At 70.3% G+C, this 14,305-nt stretch carries 13 protein-coding genes; 8 read left to right on the forward strand and 5 right to left on the reverse strand.

What is annotated here, in order from left to right; translation table 11 throughout:
- Nucleotides 1-8 precede the first annotated feature (8 nt).
- Both ACAZ03_RS08445 and ACAZ03_RS08450 read right to left on the reverse strand, forming a co-directional pair.
- Nucleotides 9-776 (reverse strand): MerR family transcriptional regulator, encoded by a 768-nt coding sequence (locus ACAZ03_RS08445; RefSeq protein ID WP_373352679.1) that lies wholly within the window; start codon nucleotides 774-776, stop codon nucleotides 9-11.
- A gap of 241 nt (nucleotides 777-1,017) precedes the next feature.
- On the reverse strand, nucleotides 1,018-1,401 hold the full coding sequence (locus ACAZ03_RS08450; protein ID WP_373352681.1) for a VOC family protein: 384 nt from the start codon (nucleotides 1,399-1,401) through the stop codon (nucleotides 1,018-1,020).
- Between the two features lie 91 nt (nucleotides 1,402-1,492).
- Here ACAZ03_RS08450 and soxR point away from each other — a divergent pair, with 91 nt between their 5' ends.
- Nucleotides 1,493-1,945 carry a redox-sensitive transcriptional activator SoxR gene (gene soxR, locus ACAZ03_RS08455; RefSeq protein ID WP_373352683.1) on the forward strand — a complete coding sequence of 151 codons (453 nt, stop codon included), beginning with the start codon at nucleotides 1,493-1,495 and terminating at the stop codon, nucleotides 1,943-1,945.
- 52 nt (nucleotides 1,946-1,997) lie between these two features.
- A complete protein-coding gene (locus ACAZ03_RS08460; protein ID WP_373352684.1) occupies nucleotides 1,998-2,804 on the forward strand; it encodes an oxaloacetate decarboxylase in 807 nt (268 codons plus the stop codon).
- Between the two features lie 75 nt (nucleotides 2,805-2,879).
- Here the strand turns inward: ACAZ03_RS08460 and ACAZ03_RS08465 are convergent, their stop codons facing one another.
- Nucleotides 2,880-3,968 (reverse strand): anhydro-N-acetylmuramic acid kinase, encoded by a 1,089-nt coding sequence (locus ACAZ03_RS08465; protein WP_373352686.1) that lies wholly within the window; start codon nucleotides 3,966-3,968, stop codon nucleotides 2,880-2,882.
- A 61-nt stretch (nucleotides 3,969-4,029) separates the two neighbouring features.
- Between ACAZ03_RS08465 and tyrS the strand changes: the two genes are divergently transcribed.
- Both tyrS and ACAZ03_RS08475 read left to right on the forward strand, forming a co-directional pair.
- Complete coding sequence (tyrS, locus tag ACAZ03_RS08470; RefSeq protein WP_373352687.1) at nucleotides 4,030-5,280, forward strand: tyrosine--tRNA ligase; 1,251 nt, start codon at nucleotides 4,030-4,032, stop codon at nucleotides 5,278-5,280.
- 352 nt (nucleotides 5,281-5,632) lie between these two features.
- Nucleotides 5,633-6,682 (forward strand): alpha/beta fold hydrolase, encoded by a 1,050-nt coding sequence (locus ACAZ03_RS08475; RefSeq protein ID WP_373352689.1) that lies wholly within the window; start codon nucleotides 5,633-5,635, stop codon nucleotides 6,680-6,682.
- Here ACAZ03_RS08475 and ACAZ03_RS08480 read toward each other — a convergent pair.
- Nucleotides 6,679-6,834: a hypothetical protein gene (locus tag ACAZ03_RS08480; protein ID WP_373352690.1), complete on the reverse strand. Its 156-nt coding sequence runs from the start codon at nucleotides 6,832-6,834 to the stop codon at nucleotides 6,679-6,681. The genes ACAZ03_RS08475 and ACAZ03_RS08480 overlap by 4 nt on opposite strands.
- 73 nt (nucleotides 6,835-6,907) lie before the next feature.
- Here ACAZ03_RS08480 and ACAZ03_RS08485 point away from each other — a divergent pair, with 73 nt between their 5' ends.
- The 4 genes from ACAZ03_RS08485 (at nucleotide 6,908) to ACAZ03_RS08500 (ending at nucleotide 10,461) form a co-directional block, all read left to right on the forward strand.
- Complete coding sequence (locus tag ACAZ03_RS08485; RefSeq protein WP_373352692.1) at nucleotides 6,908-7,759, forward strand: GNAT family N-acetyltransferase; 852 nt, start codon at nucleotides 6,908-6,910, stop codon at nucleotides 7,757-7,759.
- Nucleotides 7,760-7,867: 108 nt separating this feature from the next.
- Nucleotides 7,868-8,794, forward strand: coding sequence for a DMT family transporter (locus ACAZ03_RS08490; protein WP_373352694.1), 927 nt, complete (start codon nucleotides 7,868-7,870; stop codon nucleotides 8,792-8,794).
- 33 nt (nucleotides 8,795-8,827) lie between these two features.
- Nucleotides 8,828-10,102: a phosphopyruvate hydratase gene (eno, locus tag ACAZ03_RS08495; RefSeq protein WP_373352696.1), complete on the forward strand. Its 1,275-nt coding sequence runs from the start codon at nucleotides 8,828-8,830 to the stop codon at nucleotides 10,100-10,102.
- On the forward strand, nucleotides 10,099-10,461 hold the full coding sequence (locus ACAZ03_RS08500; RefSeq protein WP_373352698.1) for a DUF4180 domain-containing protein: 363 nt from the start codon (nucleotides 10,099-10,101) through the stop codon (nucleotides 10,459-10,461). The genes eno and ACAZ03_RS08500 overlap by 4 nt, the downstream gene beginning before the upstream one ends.
- 372 nt (nucleotides 10,462-10,833) lie before the next feature.
- Here ACAZ03_RS08500 and mfd read toward each other — a convergent pair whose 3' ends face one another.
- Nucleotides 10,834-14,274, reverse strand: a complete 3,441-nt coding sequence (gene mfd / locus ACAZ03_RS08505; RefSeq protein ID WP_373352699.1) for a transcription-repair coupling factor — start codon at nucleotides 14,272-14,274, stop codon at nucleotides 10,834-10,836.
- Nucleotides 14,275-14,305: the final 31 nt, after the last annotated feature.

Consider the following 14,305-nt stretch of genomic DNA (forward strand, 5'->3'; position numbering starts at 1 on the left):
CGGGGGGCTCAGGGCCTTGTCGCGTAGCGGCGCATCTCGGCCGGGAGCCAGGCGGAGAAGCGGGGCGCGAGCCGCTCGTAGCGGGCGATGAAATCGGGGTGGCTCTCGTAGATCTGCGCGAGGCCGGCATAGGCCTCGGGCGGGCAGGCCTTGCCCCAGAAGCGGGCGACGAGGTCGCGGTGGCGGTCGAAGGCGGCTGTTGCCGTGGTGCCGGTCTCGCCGGCCTCGAAGGCGGCGACGAGGGCGGCCTCGGCGGTGCGAAGCTCCTCCATCAGCCCCTCCATCCCGGCCGGGTCGGTGGCGACGGCGGCGCGGGCCGCCTCGATGTCGCGGGCCATGGGGGCGCCGTAGGTCTCGATCAGCCAGGCCTCGTAGCCGGCCTGCCTCTCCGCGGAATGGGGCACGTAGAGCGCGTCGGTCATGTCGAAATCTCCCGTCTCGATGCTGAGAATGGTGCGGTCGAGCTCGGCGAGAAGGCCGGTGAGCCGCGCGGCCTCCGCCGCCAGCTTGCCCCGCTGGCTGCGCAGGCGCGCCGCGGCGCCGCCGGGCTCCTCCAGCATCGCCCCGATCTCGGCGAGGCCGAGGCCGAAGGCGCGGTAGAAGAGGATCTCCTGCAGGCGGAGCCGTTCGGCGCGCCCGTAGAGGCGGTAGCCGTTGGCGCCCTGATGCGCCGGCAGGAGGAGGCCGATCTCGTGGTAATGGTGCAGCGTCCTGACGCTCACCCCGGCCAGACCGGCCAGCTCCGATACCGTGAAGTCTTGCTGAGTCGTTCGCATGGAGGCCCTTATCGGGCCTCACGTGGCGTTAGGGTCAAGGCCCCTCGGTCGGCCGCCACTGGCGACGCGCCCGGGGGCCGGGCGCGGGGCGCGTCCGGCGCTCCGATCGGCCCCCAGGCGCGGAGGAGCCGGGCGACGATGCCGCCGCGCGGGCCCGCTGGCGGGGCGAGCTGCCCCGCTCCCTCGCCGCGCGGGGCGGCGAGGGCTGCAAATTCCAGATGTGTCATGAGGGCTCCTGCCGTCAGTCGTAGGAGACGACCTCGATCTCGACGCCGTTCTCCTCCTCGAAATAGAAGCGGCGGCCGGGCTCGTAATCGGCATGGGAATGCGGCTCGTAGCCTTCGGCCTTCACCCTCGCCTCGGCCTCGTCCAGATCGCTCACCACCACGCCGATGTGATTGAGCCCGGCGCGGCGGACATAACTGTCCCCCGCCGGCTCCTGCGGGCGGTTGCCGGGGCCGGTGTAGAGGGCCAGATACGTGTCCTTTGTGCCGACATGCACGGTGTGGCCGCCGTGGATGGAGGCGCCCTGCCAGCGCACCTGCCAGTTGAACAACCGGCACAGAAGCGCCGCGGTCGCCTCGGGATCGGCGACGGTGACGTTGACATGTTCAAGTCGGGCCATGGAAACTTCCTTTCATCGTTGGACGAATCAGGTGTACTTTCTCAAGTGCGCTTTAGATCAAGTGACTTTATGAGTGCGGTCAGGGGGGTACATGGCGGGGCTGGCGATCGGGGATGTGGCGGAGCGGACCGGCCTGGCGGTCTCCGCCATCCGGTTCTACGAGGAACACGGCATCGTCCGGCCGCTGCGGAATGCGGGCGGGCACCGGCGGTATGACCGGGCCGACATCCGCCGCCTCTCGTTCGTGATGGTCGCCCAGCGGCTCGGCTTTCCGCTGGCGCGGATCGCGGCGCTGCTCGACGAGCTTCCCGACAACCGCCAGGTGACCAAGGCCGACTGGACGCGGATCTCCAGCCAGTTCCGGGAGGAGATCGACGCGCGGATCTACGCGCTCGAGGCGCTGCGCGACAAGCTGGACGGCTGCATCGGCTGCGGCTGCCTCAGCCTCGAGACCTGCGCGCTGCACAACCCCGCCGACGTCAAGGGCCAGCAGGGCCCCGGGCCGCGGGAGCTTCTGCCGCCGGAAGGGCAGCTTCCGGGTTGACGGCGGGGCCGCGCCTTGGGCCTCTGGCGGGGCCCGAGCCCAGGAGAGAGCCATGGCCGATACCGGAGCCACCTTCCGCGCCCTGCATGTCAGGGGCGCGCCCTTCATCCTCGCCAATGTTTGGGACGCGGGCTCGGCCCGGCTGATGGCGGGGCTCGGCGCGAAGGCGCTCGCCACCTCATCGGCCGCCCATGCCTTCACGCTCGGCCGCGTCGATACCGAGGTGACGCGCGACGAGGCGCTGGCTCATGCCGAGAGCATCGTCGCCGCGACCCCCCTGCCCGTTCAGGGCGATTTCGAGGATGGCTTCGGCCCGGGCCCCGAGACCTGCGCCGAGACGGTGCGGCTCGCCGCCGAGGCGGGGCTCGCCGGCATCTGCATCGAGGATGTGAGCCCGGCGGCGGAGGCCTATGGCTTCGAGGCGGCGGTCGAGCGCATCCGCGCCGCCGCGAGCGCCGCCCGCGCCCTGCCGCGCGACTTCGTGCTGACGGCCCGGGCCGACGGGGTCATGCACGGGATCTACGATCTGAACGAAGCGATCCGGCGCCTGCAGGCCTTCGAGGCCGCGGGGGCGGATGTGCTCTACGCGCCCGTCCTGCCCTCGATGGAGGCGGCGGCACGGCTGATCGGCAGCGTCACGGCGCCGGTGAACCTGCTGGTGACCCGCTTCGAGGAGAGGAGCCTCGCCGAATTCGGCGAGATCGGCGCGGCGCGGGTGTCGCTGGGCTCGGCCCTGTCGCGGGCGGTGCAGAAGGTGATGCTGGAAGCCGGACGGGGGATGTTCGGCGCGGGGCGGTTCGAGAGCCTCCTCGCACCGGGCGTCGGCGGCGAGGTGGACGCGATCCTGAAGGCTTTCTGAGGGCGCCTCCCGTTCGGGAGGCGGTGGAGGCTCTGCCTCCACACCTCCGAGGTATTTTCGGCCAAATGAAGGGGATCAGGCGGGGCGCGAGAGCGTGCCGCCCCCGATGGCGGCGGCGACGCCGGTGGTGGCGGGGCAGCTCGTCGGCAGGCCGCGCGCGACGCGGGCGGCGAGATAGGCGAAGGCCTGGGCCTCGAGGAGGTCGCCGTCTAGGCCGACCGCCTCCACGGGGGCGACGGGGCAGCCGGCGCCGGCGGCGATCATCGCCATGAGCGTTGCATTGTGGCGGCCGCCGCCGGTGACGAGGAGCCGTTCAGGGGGAGCCGGCAGGAGCTCAAGGCCGGTGGCCACGGCGGCGGCGGCGCAGGCGGTGAGGGTGGCGGTGGCATCGGCGTCGGCGAGGTGGGCGACGGCACCTGCGAGGGAGAAATCGCCGCGGTCCAGGGACTTGGGCGGCATTCTTGAGAAATAACGGTGGGCGAGAAAGGCGTCGAGCACGGCGGCGTCGACCTCGCCGCTGGCGGCGAGCGCGCCGCCCCTGTCACAGGGCGCGCCGCGGCGGGCGGCCATCAGGTCGTCGATGGGGGCATTGGCCGGGCCGGTGTCGAAGGCGAGGAGCGCGCCCGGCTCCTCGGGGCGAGCGGCCGCCGGGTCCACCCAGGTGAGATTGCCGATGCCGCCGAGGTTGAGGACGGCGAGCGGCGCCGTGGCGCCGAGGTGCTTCGCCAGCGCGAAATGGTAGAAGGGCGCGAGCGGCGCGCCCTCGCCGCCCATCGCCACATCGGCGGAGCGGAAATCCCAGGCGACCGGCCTCCCCAAAGCCTCCGCCAGCGCCGCGCCGTCGCCGGCCTGGAGCGTGCCCCGCCCCTTCGGCTCATGTGCCAGCGTCTGGCCGTGGAAGCCGACGAGATCGGCCTCCATCCCCGCGAGCAGCTCGGCATGAGCGCGGGTCACGAGCTCGGCCGCCGCCGCCACCTCCGGCCCCTCCCAGAGCCCGAGCGCCGCCCGCAGCACCGCGCGCTCCGCGCCCGTATAGGGCCGGTAGCCGCCCGCCCCGAAGGCGAGGATCGCCTCGCCATCCGTCTGGAGAAGCGCCGCATCCACGCCGTCGAGCGAGGTGCCCGACATCGTGCCCGCGACCCACCAAGGCCCGCCCCGGTTCATGGCTTTTCCTTGCCCCCTGCCCGGCCTATAGACTGGCCCGACCAACAGGCAGGGGCAAGAGATGGGCTTTCATCCCAAGTCGGAATTCTTGAGCGAGATCATCGCGCGCGGCTTTCTGGCCGATTGCACCGCGCTGGAGGAGCTCGACACCCGTCTCTATCAGGGCCGGGTCACCGGCTATATCGGCTTCGACCTGACGGCCACGAGCCTGCATATCGGCAACCTCGTGCAGATCATGCTCCTGCGCTGGATGCAGAAGACCGGCCACCGGCCGATCACGCTGATGGGCGGCGGCACGACCAAGGTCGGCGATCCCTCCGGCAAGGACGAGATGCGCAAGATCCTCTCGGTCGAGCAGATCAACGCCAATGCCGACGGGATCCGCCGCGTCTTCGCGAATTACATCACCTATGGCGAGGGCGAGACGGACTCGCCGCTCGTCAACAACGCCGAATGGCTCGACAAGCTCGGCTACATCGACTTCCTGCGCGACATCGGCAAGCATTTCACGGTGAACCGTCTGCTGGCGTTCGAGAGCGTCAAGTCGCGGCTCGACCGGGAGCAGGCGCTGAGCTTCATCGAGTTCAACTACATGCTCCTGCAGAGCTACGATTACCTCGAGCTGCATCGCCGCTACGGCTGCGCCCTGCAGATGGGCGGGTCGGACCAATGGGGCAACATCGTCTCGGGCGCCGACCTCATCCGCCGCGTCGAGGGGGCGGAGGCCTTCGGGCTGACGACGCCGCTGGTCACCCGGTCGGACGGCAAGAAGATGGGCAAGTCGGCCGATGGCGCGGTCTGGCTCAACGACGACATGATGTCTCCCTACGAGTTCTGGCAGTGGTGGCGGAACGTTGCAGATGCCGATGTGGGCAAGTTCCTGAAGATGTTCACGGAACTCCCCGTCGACGAATGCGAGCGGCTGGGCGCCGTCGGCGGCTCCGAGATCAACGAATCGAAGGTGCGGCTGGCGAACGAGGTGACGACGCTCCTCCATGGCGCGGCGGCGGCGGCGGCGGCCGAGGCGACGGCCCGCGAGGTCTTCGAGCGGGGCGGCACGGGCGAGGAGCTGCCGACGCTGGTGCTCTCCGCCGGCGAGGTGGCGGACGGCATCTCCATCGTGCAGCTCTTCGTGCGGGCCGGGCTCGCGGGCTCCGGCAAGGAGGCGAAGCGCCTGATCGCCGATGGCGGGGCACGGCTGGCGGATGCGCCGGTGACGGATGCGGGGCTGATGCTGGGCGCGGCGGATCTCGGCGCGCCGGTCAAGCTCTCCGCCGGCAAGAAGCGGCACGCGCTGGTGCAGCTCGGGTAAGGAGGTGGCGGGCTGAAGCCCGCCCTACGACCCCCGCGTAGGGTGGGTTTGTAACCCACCTTTTGCCAAACGGTTGAGTTCTGTCCCCCGCCCGGTACGCGCCGAAGGCGCAGGGCGAGCGCCGGCCCGTCCCGCGGGCTGGCGCTCCGGTTGGGGCAGGCCCGGCCTCGGAGCGAGTGCGGGCTTGCTCCATAAAGCGCGCTGCTCAGCCGTCAGGAGCGCCACCCCACGGGCCGGCGCTCGCCCCGCGCGGCACCGGCGCACCCCGGAAGGCGCCGTGTCGCGCTCGCAGGGGCTTGCCGGAAACGTGCCTCCGCGGCCAAGGTGCCGGCGACACCCGGAGGAGGATCCCATGGCCATAACCGTCATCACCGAGGCGCGCCGCGTCGCCACGCCGCGCCTTGAGACCCGCGTGCTCTTCAGCGGGCCGGAGGATGGCACGCCCGTCATCTTCATCCACGGCAACCTCTCCGCCGCCACCTGGTGGGAGGAGACGATGCTCCGCCTGCCGCCCGGCTTCCGCGGCATCGCGCCGGACCTGCGCGCCTATGGCGAGGCGGATGCGGCGGTGAAGGTCGATGCCACGCGGGGCCTCAAGGATTTCGCCGACGATCTCGACGCGCTGATGGAGGCGCTGGGGATCGAGGCCGCCCATATGGTCGGCCATTCGCTCGGCGGCGGCGTGCTCTGGCAGATGCTGGCCGACCACCCGGCCCGCGTGCTCTCGCTCACCCAGGTGGCGCCCGCCTCGCCCTATGGTTTCGGCGGCTGCTTCGCCGATGGCACGCCCTGCTTCGCCGATGGCGCCGGCTCCGGCGCCTCGGGGGTGAACCCCGATTTCGCCCGGCTCCTCGCCGAGGGCGCGACGGGGGACGAGACGCCGCTCCATCCCCGCAACGTCCTCAACGCCTTCGTCTGGAAGCCGCCCTTCGTGCCGGAGCGGATGGAGGATATCCTCGCCGCCGCGCTCGCCCAGCATACGGGCGAGGCCGATTACCCCGGCGATGTCGCCCCGTCGGAGAACTGGCCGACCGTCGCCGCAGGCAAGCTCGGCCCGATCAACGCGCTGACGCCCAATTACATCAAGGACCCGCTCGGCTTCACCAAGGGGCCGACCCCGCCGATCTGCTGGATCCGCGGCGCGGAGGATGCCGTCGTCTCCGACGCCTCCGGCTTCGACCTTGGCGCGCTCGGCGCCATGGGGGCGGTGCCCGGCTGGCCGGGGGAAGAGGTCTTCCCCGCCCAGCCGATGATCGGCCAGACGGCGGCGGCGCTCGACGCCTATGCGGCCAGGGGCGGCCGGGTCGAGCGGCATGTCTTCGAGGAGTGCGGCCATTCTCCCTATCTGGAGAAGCCGCAAGCCTTCGATGCCGCCTTCCACGGCTTCCTGAAGAGCCTCTAGAGGAGGAGGCTCCCCAGCCAGAGGATCAGCCCCGCCGGCAGCGCGATGCCGAGCGCGAGCAGCGCGGCGCCGGCCGGGGTCAGTCGCGGGGCGGCAGGCCCGGTAGCGATCCGGGCGGTCGCTACCCCGGGGCGGGCTCTTGGGTCTTGCATCGGGCGCTCCTTTTTGGGGAATCGGTGCGCTCCCATTAAGCCGGCGTTAGGTAAATGCCGCCCTAATGGGGCCATGCCGCGTGACCATGCCCTCACCGAACTCGCCCTGCCGCTACAGCAGAGCCCCGCGTTCGCGGCGGCGCTGGCGCGGCAGGGCATCGCCGCCGACCATGTGACACTGGATCGGGGCGGCACGATCCTCTGCCAATGCCTGATGCTGCGCCGCTGGGGGCTGACGCTGGCGCCGCGCGGGCCCGTCTTCCGGGAGGATCTGCCGGCCGAGCTTCGCGCCGGGCTGATCGGCAAGCTGGCCCGCGAGGGGCTGCGCCTCGCCGAGCCCGACACGCCGGAGGGGATGCGCGCGGGCGGTTTCACGCAGGTCATGACCCCCGGCTGGGTCGCCGAATGGGACATCCGCCCCGCCGAGGCGGAGCTCCGCGCCGCCATGCGCCCAAGCTGGCGGCAGGCGCTGGCGCAGGGCGAAGCGGCAGGGCTCGAGGCGTGGTGGCACGGCATCCTCTCCCGCGCCGGGGCGGAGCTCTTCGCGCGAGAGGCGGCGCAGCGCCGCGCCCGCCGCTACCGGGCGCTGCCGGTGCGGCTCTGGCGCGGCTGGCCGGGCGGCGAGGTTCTTGAGCTTCGGGTGCCCGATGGCGGGCTGGCGGCGCTGATGCTCTTCCTGCCGCATGGGCGCGTCGTGACCTACCAGATGGGCTGGGCGTCGGAGGCCGGCCGCCGCCTCGGCGCGCACCGGGTCGGGCTGATGCTGGCCGCCAACCGCTTCGCCGCCGCCGGCATCGAGCGGATGGACCTCGGCCAGATCGACGCGGCCCAGCCGGGGCTCATGCGCTTCAAGCTCGGTTCCGGCGCCAGCGCCCGGCCGCTCGGCGGCTCCTGGCTTCGCCTGCCGTGGCGCGGCCGGCGCTGAGAGGGCACAGGCGGCCTGCGCTCACGAGGGGGGCGCCCTCGCGGCATGCGGGACCTCGCCTGCCCCCTCCCCACTGGCGCCCGCCCGCGCCGCCGGCTAACGAGGGACATGACCGAGGACGCCTCCTCCAAGGACGCCGCGCGCGCGAACATGCGTGGTGCCACCATCATGGTGCTTTCCATGGCGCTCTTCGCGGTGGAGGACCTCTTCATCAAACTGCTGGCCAGCGCCGTGCCGCCCGGGCAGCTCCTCATCTGCCTCGGCGCCATCGGCGCGCCGATCCTCTTCGTCCTCTCCCGCGCCCGCCGCGAGCCCATCGACTGGCAGGCGCTGCGCCACAAAAGCGTCGCCTGGCGCACGCTCGGCGAGGCCTTCGGCACCTTCGGCTACATCCTCGCCCTGTCGCTGGCGCCGCTCGCGCTCGCCTCCGCAATGCTGCAGGCCGTGCCGCTGGCGGTGACGCTGGGCGCCGCCGTCCTCCTCTCCGAGCCCGTCGGCTGGCGGCGGTGGAGCGCCATCGCCATCGGCTTCGCCGGCGTCCTCGTCGTCGTCGAGCCCTGGGGCGCCGGCTTCGAGCCGGCGGCGCTCTTCGCGCTGATGGCCATCGCCGGGCTCGGCGCCCGCGACCTCGCCACCCGCATGACGCCCCGCGCGGTGACCGGGCTGCAGCTCTCGACGCTCGCCTTCCTCTCGCTCGTGCCGACCGGCGCGCTTCTCATGGCGCTCTCGGGCACGCCTTTTGCGCCGCTCGGGCCGCGGGAGCTCCTGATCCTGCCGATGATCCTCACCTTCGGCATCACCGGCTACCTGACCGTCGTCGCCGCCACCCGGGCGGGCGATGTCGGCTTCGTCGCGCCCTTCCGCTACTTCCGCATCCTCTTCGCCCTGATCCTTGCCCGGGCGGTGCTCGGCGAGGCGATCACCCCGGCGATGCTGATCGGCTCGGCAATGATCGTCGGCTCGGGGCTCTACAGCTTCTGGCGGGAGCGGCGGCTGCGGCGGGCCGCTTCCCTCATGGCCCCCCGCGGGCTATAGGGGCGGCAAACCCGCATGCCCCGGAGGCCCCTTATGAGCACCATCATCGACATCCACGCCCGCGAGATCCTCGACAGCCGCGGCAACCCGACGGTCGAGGTCGACGTGACGCTCGAGGATGGCTCGATGGGCCGCGCTGCCGTGCCCTCCGGCGCCTCCACCGGCGCCTATGAGGCGGTCGAGAAGCGCGACGGCGACAAGTCCCGCTACCTCGGCAAGGGTGTCCGCGAGGCGGTGGCCGCGGTCAACGGCGAGATCGCCGAAGAGATCCTCGGCATGGACGCGACCGACCAGGTGGATATCGACGAGGCGATGATCGATCTCGACGGCACGCCGAACAAGGGCCGGCTCGGCGCCAATGCCATCCTCGGCGTGTCGCTGGCGACGGCCAAGGCGGCGGCGGAATTCTGCGGCCAGCCGCTCTACCGCTATGTGGGCGGCACCGCGGCGCGGGTCCTGCCGGTGCCGATGATGAACATCATCAATGGCGGCGAGCATGCCGACAACCCGATCGACATCCAGGAATTCATGATCATGCCGGTGGCGGCCGAGAGCATTGCCGAGGCCGTGCGCATGGGCTCCGAGGTGTTCCACACGCTGAAGAAGGAGCTCTCCGCCGCCGGCCATCTGACGGGCATCGGCGACGAGGGCGGCTTCGCGCCCAACCTCTCCTCCACGCGCGATGCGCTGGATTTCATCCTGCGCTCGATCGAGAAGGCCGGCTACAAACCGGGCGAGGACATCTATCTGGCGCTCGATTGCGCGGCGACGGAGTATTTCAAGGACGGCGTCTACGACATGAAGGGCGAGGGCACGAAGCTCTCCTCCGCCGAGAATGTCGACTATCTAGCGGCGCTGGTCGGCGACTACCCGATCATTTCCATCGAGGACGGCTGCTCGGAGGACGACTGGGAGGGCTGGAAGCTGCTGACCGAGCGGCTTGGGCACAAGATCCAGCTCGTCGGCGACGATCTCTTCGTGACCAACCCCGAGCGGCTGGCCATGGGCATCGAGCGGGGCGCCGCGAATTCCATGCTGGTCAAGGTGAACCAGATCGGCTCGCTGACCGAGACGCTGACCGCCGTCGAGATGGCGCACCGGGCGGGGATGACCAACGTCATGTCCCACCGCTCGGGCGAGACCGAGGATGCGACCATCGCCGACCTCGCGGTGGCGACGAATTGCGGGCAGATCAAGACCGGCTCGCTCAGCCGCTCCGACCGGATCGCCAAGTACAACCAGCTCATCCGCATCGAGGAAGCCCTTGGCGCCACGGCGAAATTCGCCGGGCGGTCTATCCTGAAGTGACCGAAGTCCGGCAGATCGGCGGCCTTCCGGCGGCCGTTCTGCCGGCCGAGGGGCCGGTGCTCACCGGCGAGGCCGGGGCGCTGGAGGCGCTCGGCGAGAGCTATGGGGCGGAGGCGGAGCTGCTGGTCATCCCGCTCGCGCGGCTGGGGCCGGACAGCCTCGACCTATCCACCCGCCAGCTCGGGCTGATGCTGCAGAAATTCGCCAATTACCGCCAGCGGGTCGCCTTCCTCGGCGAGACCGACGCGCGCGCGGCCGAGAGCCAGGCGTTTCATGACTTCCGCTACGAAGCAAACAAGGGTCGTCAGGTGCTGTTCGTGGCGGATGAGGCGGAGCTGGCGGCGCTGCTGGAGCGGTAGGCTAGCGAAAACCATATGGTTTCCGCCTCCAATTTCCATATGGAAATCGGCGCCCGCCAAGGGCGGAATAGGATGTCGTGATAGCTCTGCCAGTACCTGAAGATACCGTGGTATTGTATCCAAATGCAGCAGGGAGGGCTCACGATGTCTGCTACGAAATCGGTCGTTCGAGGAAGGTGCTCAAGTTGCGGCTGGAATAGCCGCCGACAGTTCCGAAACATGCATAAGCCCTGCCCAAAATGCGGCGGCACTATGGTGGTGAATTCTGAGGACCACCAACAGCTAAAGATGGTCGCGATTATCGCTCTGATTGTTACAGCAGTGATCGCAATTGTCGCCACGGTTGTGGAGAGCAATCTCTAGTAGTGAGGGTTAGGCCCCTTCTTTCTCCTTCAGCTTCGCCGCCAGATCCCGCGCAATCGCAAACGCCCCCTTGATCTTGTCGCTGTCGCGCGCCCAGTCGCGCTTCACAACCACCTTGTTGTCGGTGATCTTCGCGAGCCCGCGCTGCTCCTCGATGAACTCCACGAGGCCACCCGGCGCCGCGAACTTGTCGTTGTGGAAGCGGATCGTCGCGCCCTTCGGGCCCGCGTCCAGCCGGCCGATCCCCGCCCGCTTGCACATCGCCTTGATGCGCACGACGGTCAGGAGGGTGTTGACCTCCTTCGGCAGCGGCCCGAAGCGGTCGATCAGCTCGGCGGCGAAGCCTTCCAGCTCGACCCGGGTCTCGAGGTCGCTGAGCCGCCGATAGAGCCCGAGCCGCACGTCGAGATCGGGCACATACTCCTCCGGGATCAGCACCGGCACGCCGAGGTTGAGCTGCGGCGCCCATTGGCCCGATTCCTCCGGCAGCCCCTCGGCCTCGCCGGAGCGGATGCGGGCGATCTCTTCCTCCAGCATCTGCTGGTAGAGCTCGTAGCCGACCTCGCGGATCTGGCCCGACTGCTCCTCGCCGAGGAGGTTGCCCGCGCCCCGGATGTCGAGGTCCTGCGAGGCCAGCGCGAAGCCCGCCCCGAGCGAGTCGATGCTCCCCAGCACCCGCAGCCGTTTCTCGGCCGTGTCCGTCAGCTTCATGCGCGGCGTTGTCGTGAGGTAGGCATAGGCGCGGGTCTTCGACCGCCCCACCCGCCCCCGGATCTGGTAGAGCTGGCTGAGGCCGAACATGTCGGCCCGGTGGACGATCATCGTGTTGGCCGTCGGGATATCGAGGCCGGATTCCACGATGGTCGTTGCCAGGAGCACGTCGTATTTGCCGTCGTAGAAGGCGTTCATCCGGTCGTCGAGCTCGCCGGCCGCGAGCTGGCCATGGGCGGCGACATAGGTCACCTCCGGCACCTCGCGTTTCAGCCAGTCCTCCATCTCCGGCATGTCGGTGATGCGCGGCACGACGAGGAAGCTCTGCCCGCCCCGGTAGTGCTCGCGCAACAGCGCCTCGCGCACCGTCACCGTGTCGAATTCCGACACATAGGTGCGGATCGCCAGCCGGTCGACCGGCGGCGTGCCGATGATCGAGAGGTCCCTCACGCCGGAGAGCGACATCTGCAGCGTCCGCGGGATCGGCGTCGCCGAGAGCGTCAGAACATGCACGTCGGAGCGGAGCTGCTTCAGCCGCTCCTTGTGCTGCACGCCGAAGCGCTGCTCCTCGTCGATGATGAGAAGGCCGAGGTCATGGAAGCGCACGCCCTTGGCCAGCACCGCATGGGTGCCGACGACGATGTCGACCTGCCCCTTGGCCAAGCCGTCGCGCGTCCGCGTCGCGTCATTGGCCGAGACGAAGCGCGAGAGGGGCGCCACGTTGATCGGGAAACCGCGGAAGCGCTCGGCGAAGGTCTTGTAGTGCTGGCGGGCGAGGAGCGTCGTGGGGGCGATGACCGCGACCTGCACGCCCGACATGGCGGCGACGAAGGCGGCGCGGACGGCGACCTCGGTCTTGCCGAAGCCGACGTCGCCGCAGATCAGCCGGTCCATCGGCTTGCCCGACCCGAGGTCTTCCAGCACATCCTCGATGGCCTGAAGCTGGTCCTCCGTCTCCTCATAGGGGAAGCGCGCGAGGAAGGCGTTCCACATGCCCTCCGGCGGGTCGAGGACGATGCCCTTGCGCAGCTCGCGCTCCGCCGCGATGCGGATGAGCCGCGCGGCCATCTCGCGGATGCGCTCCTTCAGCCGCGCCTTCTTCGCCTGCCAGGCGCCGCCGCCGAGCTTGTCGAGCAGGCCCGTCTCATGGCCGAAGCGGGAGAGGAGCTCGATATTCTCCACCGGCAGGTAGAGCTTTGTATTCTCGGCATATTCGAGCGCGATACACTCGTGATCCGCGCCGGCGGCGGTGATGACCTCGAGCCCGAGATACCGCCCGACCCCGTGGTCGACATGGACGACGAGGTCGCCGGGCGAGAGCGATTGCGCCTCGGTGAGGAAGTTCTCCGCCCGGCGCTTCCGCCGCGCCTGCCGGATCAGCCGCTCGCCGAGCACGTCCTGCTCGGAGATCACGGTGAGGCCCGGCGCCTCGAACCCCGCTTCCAGCGACCAGACAGAGAGGTAGAGCCCCGGCCCCTTCACCTCACCGAAATGCGCGATGGGCGTGGCCTTGCCGGCGCCCTCGTCGGCGATCAGCCCGGACAGCCGCTCGCGCGCGCCCTCGGAATAGGAGGCGACGATGACGGGCCCCTCGGCGACGCGCTTCTTGATGTGGGTCGCCAGCGCCGCGAAGAGATTGACGTTCTCCAGCTTCCGCTCCGGCGCGAAGTCGCGGCCGGGCTTGGCGCCGGCGTCGATCACCCCCGGGCCGGGCGGGCGGTGAAGCGCGACGAAGCCGAGTGTCCGCCGGCTCTCCAGCGCGGCGTCCCAGGCGGCTTCGCCAAGATAGAGAAGCTCCGGCGGCGCGGGCTTGTAGGGCGAATCGATCTTCGAGCGCCCGCCCATGGCCTGCCGCCGCGTCTCGTACTGATCGGCGATCCCCTCCCAGCGGCTGGCGCGGGCCGGGGTGATCTGCTCGTCCAGCGTGACCGTGGCGCGGGGGAGGTAGTCGAAGAGCGTCTCGAGCCGCTCGTGGAAGAAGCCGAGCCAGTGCTCCATGCCCTGATGCTTCCGCCCGGCGGTCACCGCCTCGTAAAGCGGATCGTCGAGCCCGGCGGCGCCGAACTCGGCGCGGTAGCTCTGGCGGAAGCGGGCGATGGCGGGCTCGTCGAGGATCACCTCGGAGACCGGCGCCAGCTCCACACGGGCGAGCTTCTCGGTGGTGCGCTGCGTGGCGGCGTCGAAGCGGCGGGCGCCTTCGAGCACATCACCGAAGAGGTCGAGCCGGACCGGCCCGCCCTCGCCCGGCGGATAGATGTCGATGATGCCGCCGCGAATGGCGAAATCGCCGGGCTCTGTGACGGTCGGCGCATGGGAAAAGCCCATGCGGGAGAGGAAGTTGCGCAGCGCCCCCTCGTCGATCCGCCGTCCGACCTCGGCCGTGAAGGCGGCGCCGCGCAGCACCTCGCGCGCCGGCACGCGCTGCATGGCGGCATTGAGCGTCGTCAGGAGGACGAAGCGCTCCGGCATGTCATGGACGAGCGCCGCCAGTGTCGCCATCCGCGCCGCCGAGATGTCGGGGTTGGGCGACACGCGGTCATAGGGCAGGCAATCCCAGGCGGGAAAGGTGAAGACCGGCAGGCCGGGGTCGAAGAACTCCAGCGCCGCCGCCATCGCCGCCATGCGCTTGTCGTCGCGCGCCACATGCAGGACGGGTGCGCCGGCCTTGCCGAGCTCGTTAAGGATCAGGCGGGCGTCGAACCCCTCCGGGGCGCCGGAAACGGTGATGTGGTCGGCCATGGCGGGCTTTCGGATGAAACTGGGGAGCGCG

Source organism: Pseudoroseicyclus sp. CXY001 (genome assembly GCF_041714655.1).
Classification (GTDB): Bacteria; Pseudomonadota; Alphaproteobacteria; order Rhodobacterales; family Rhodobacteraceae; genus Pseudoroseicyclus_A.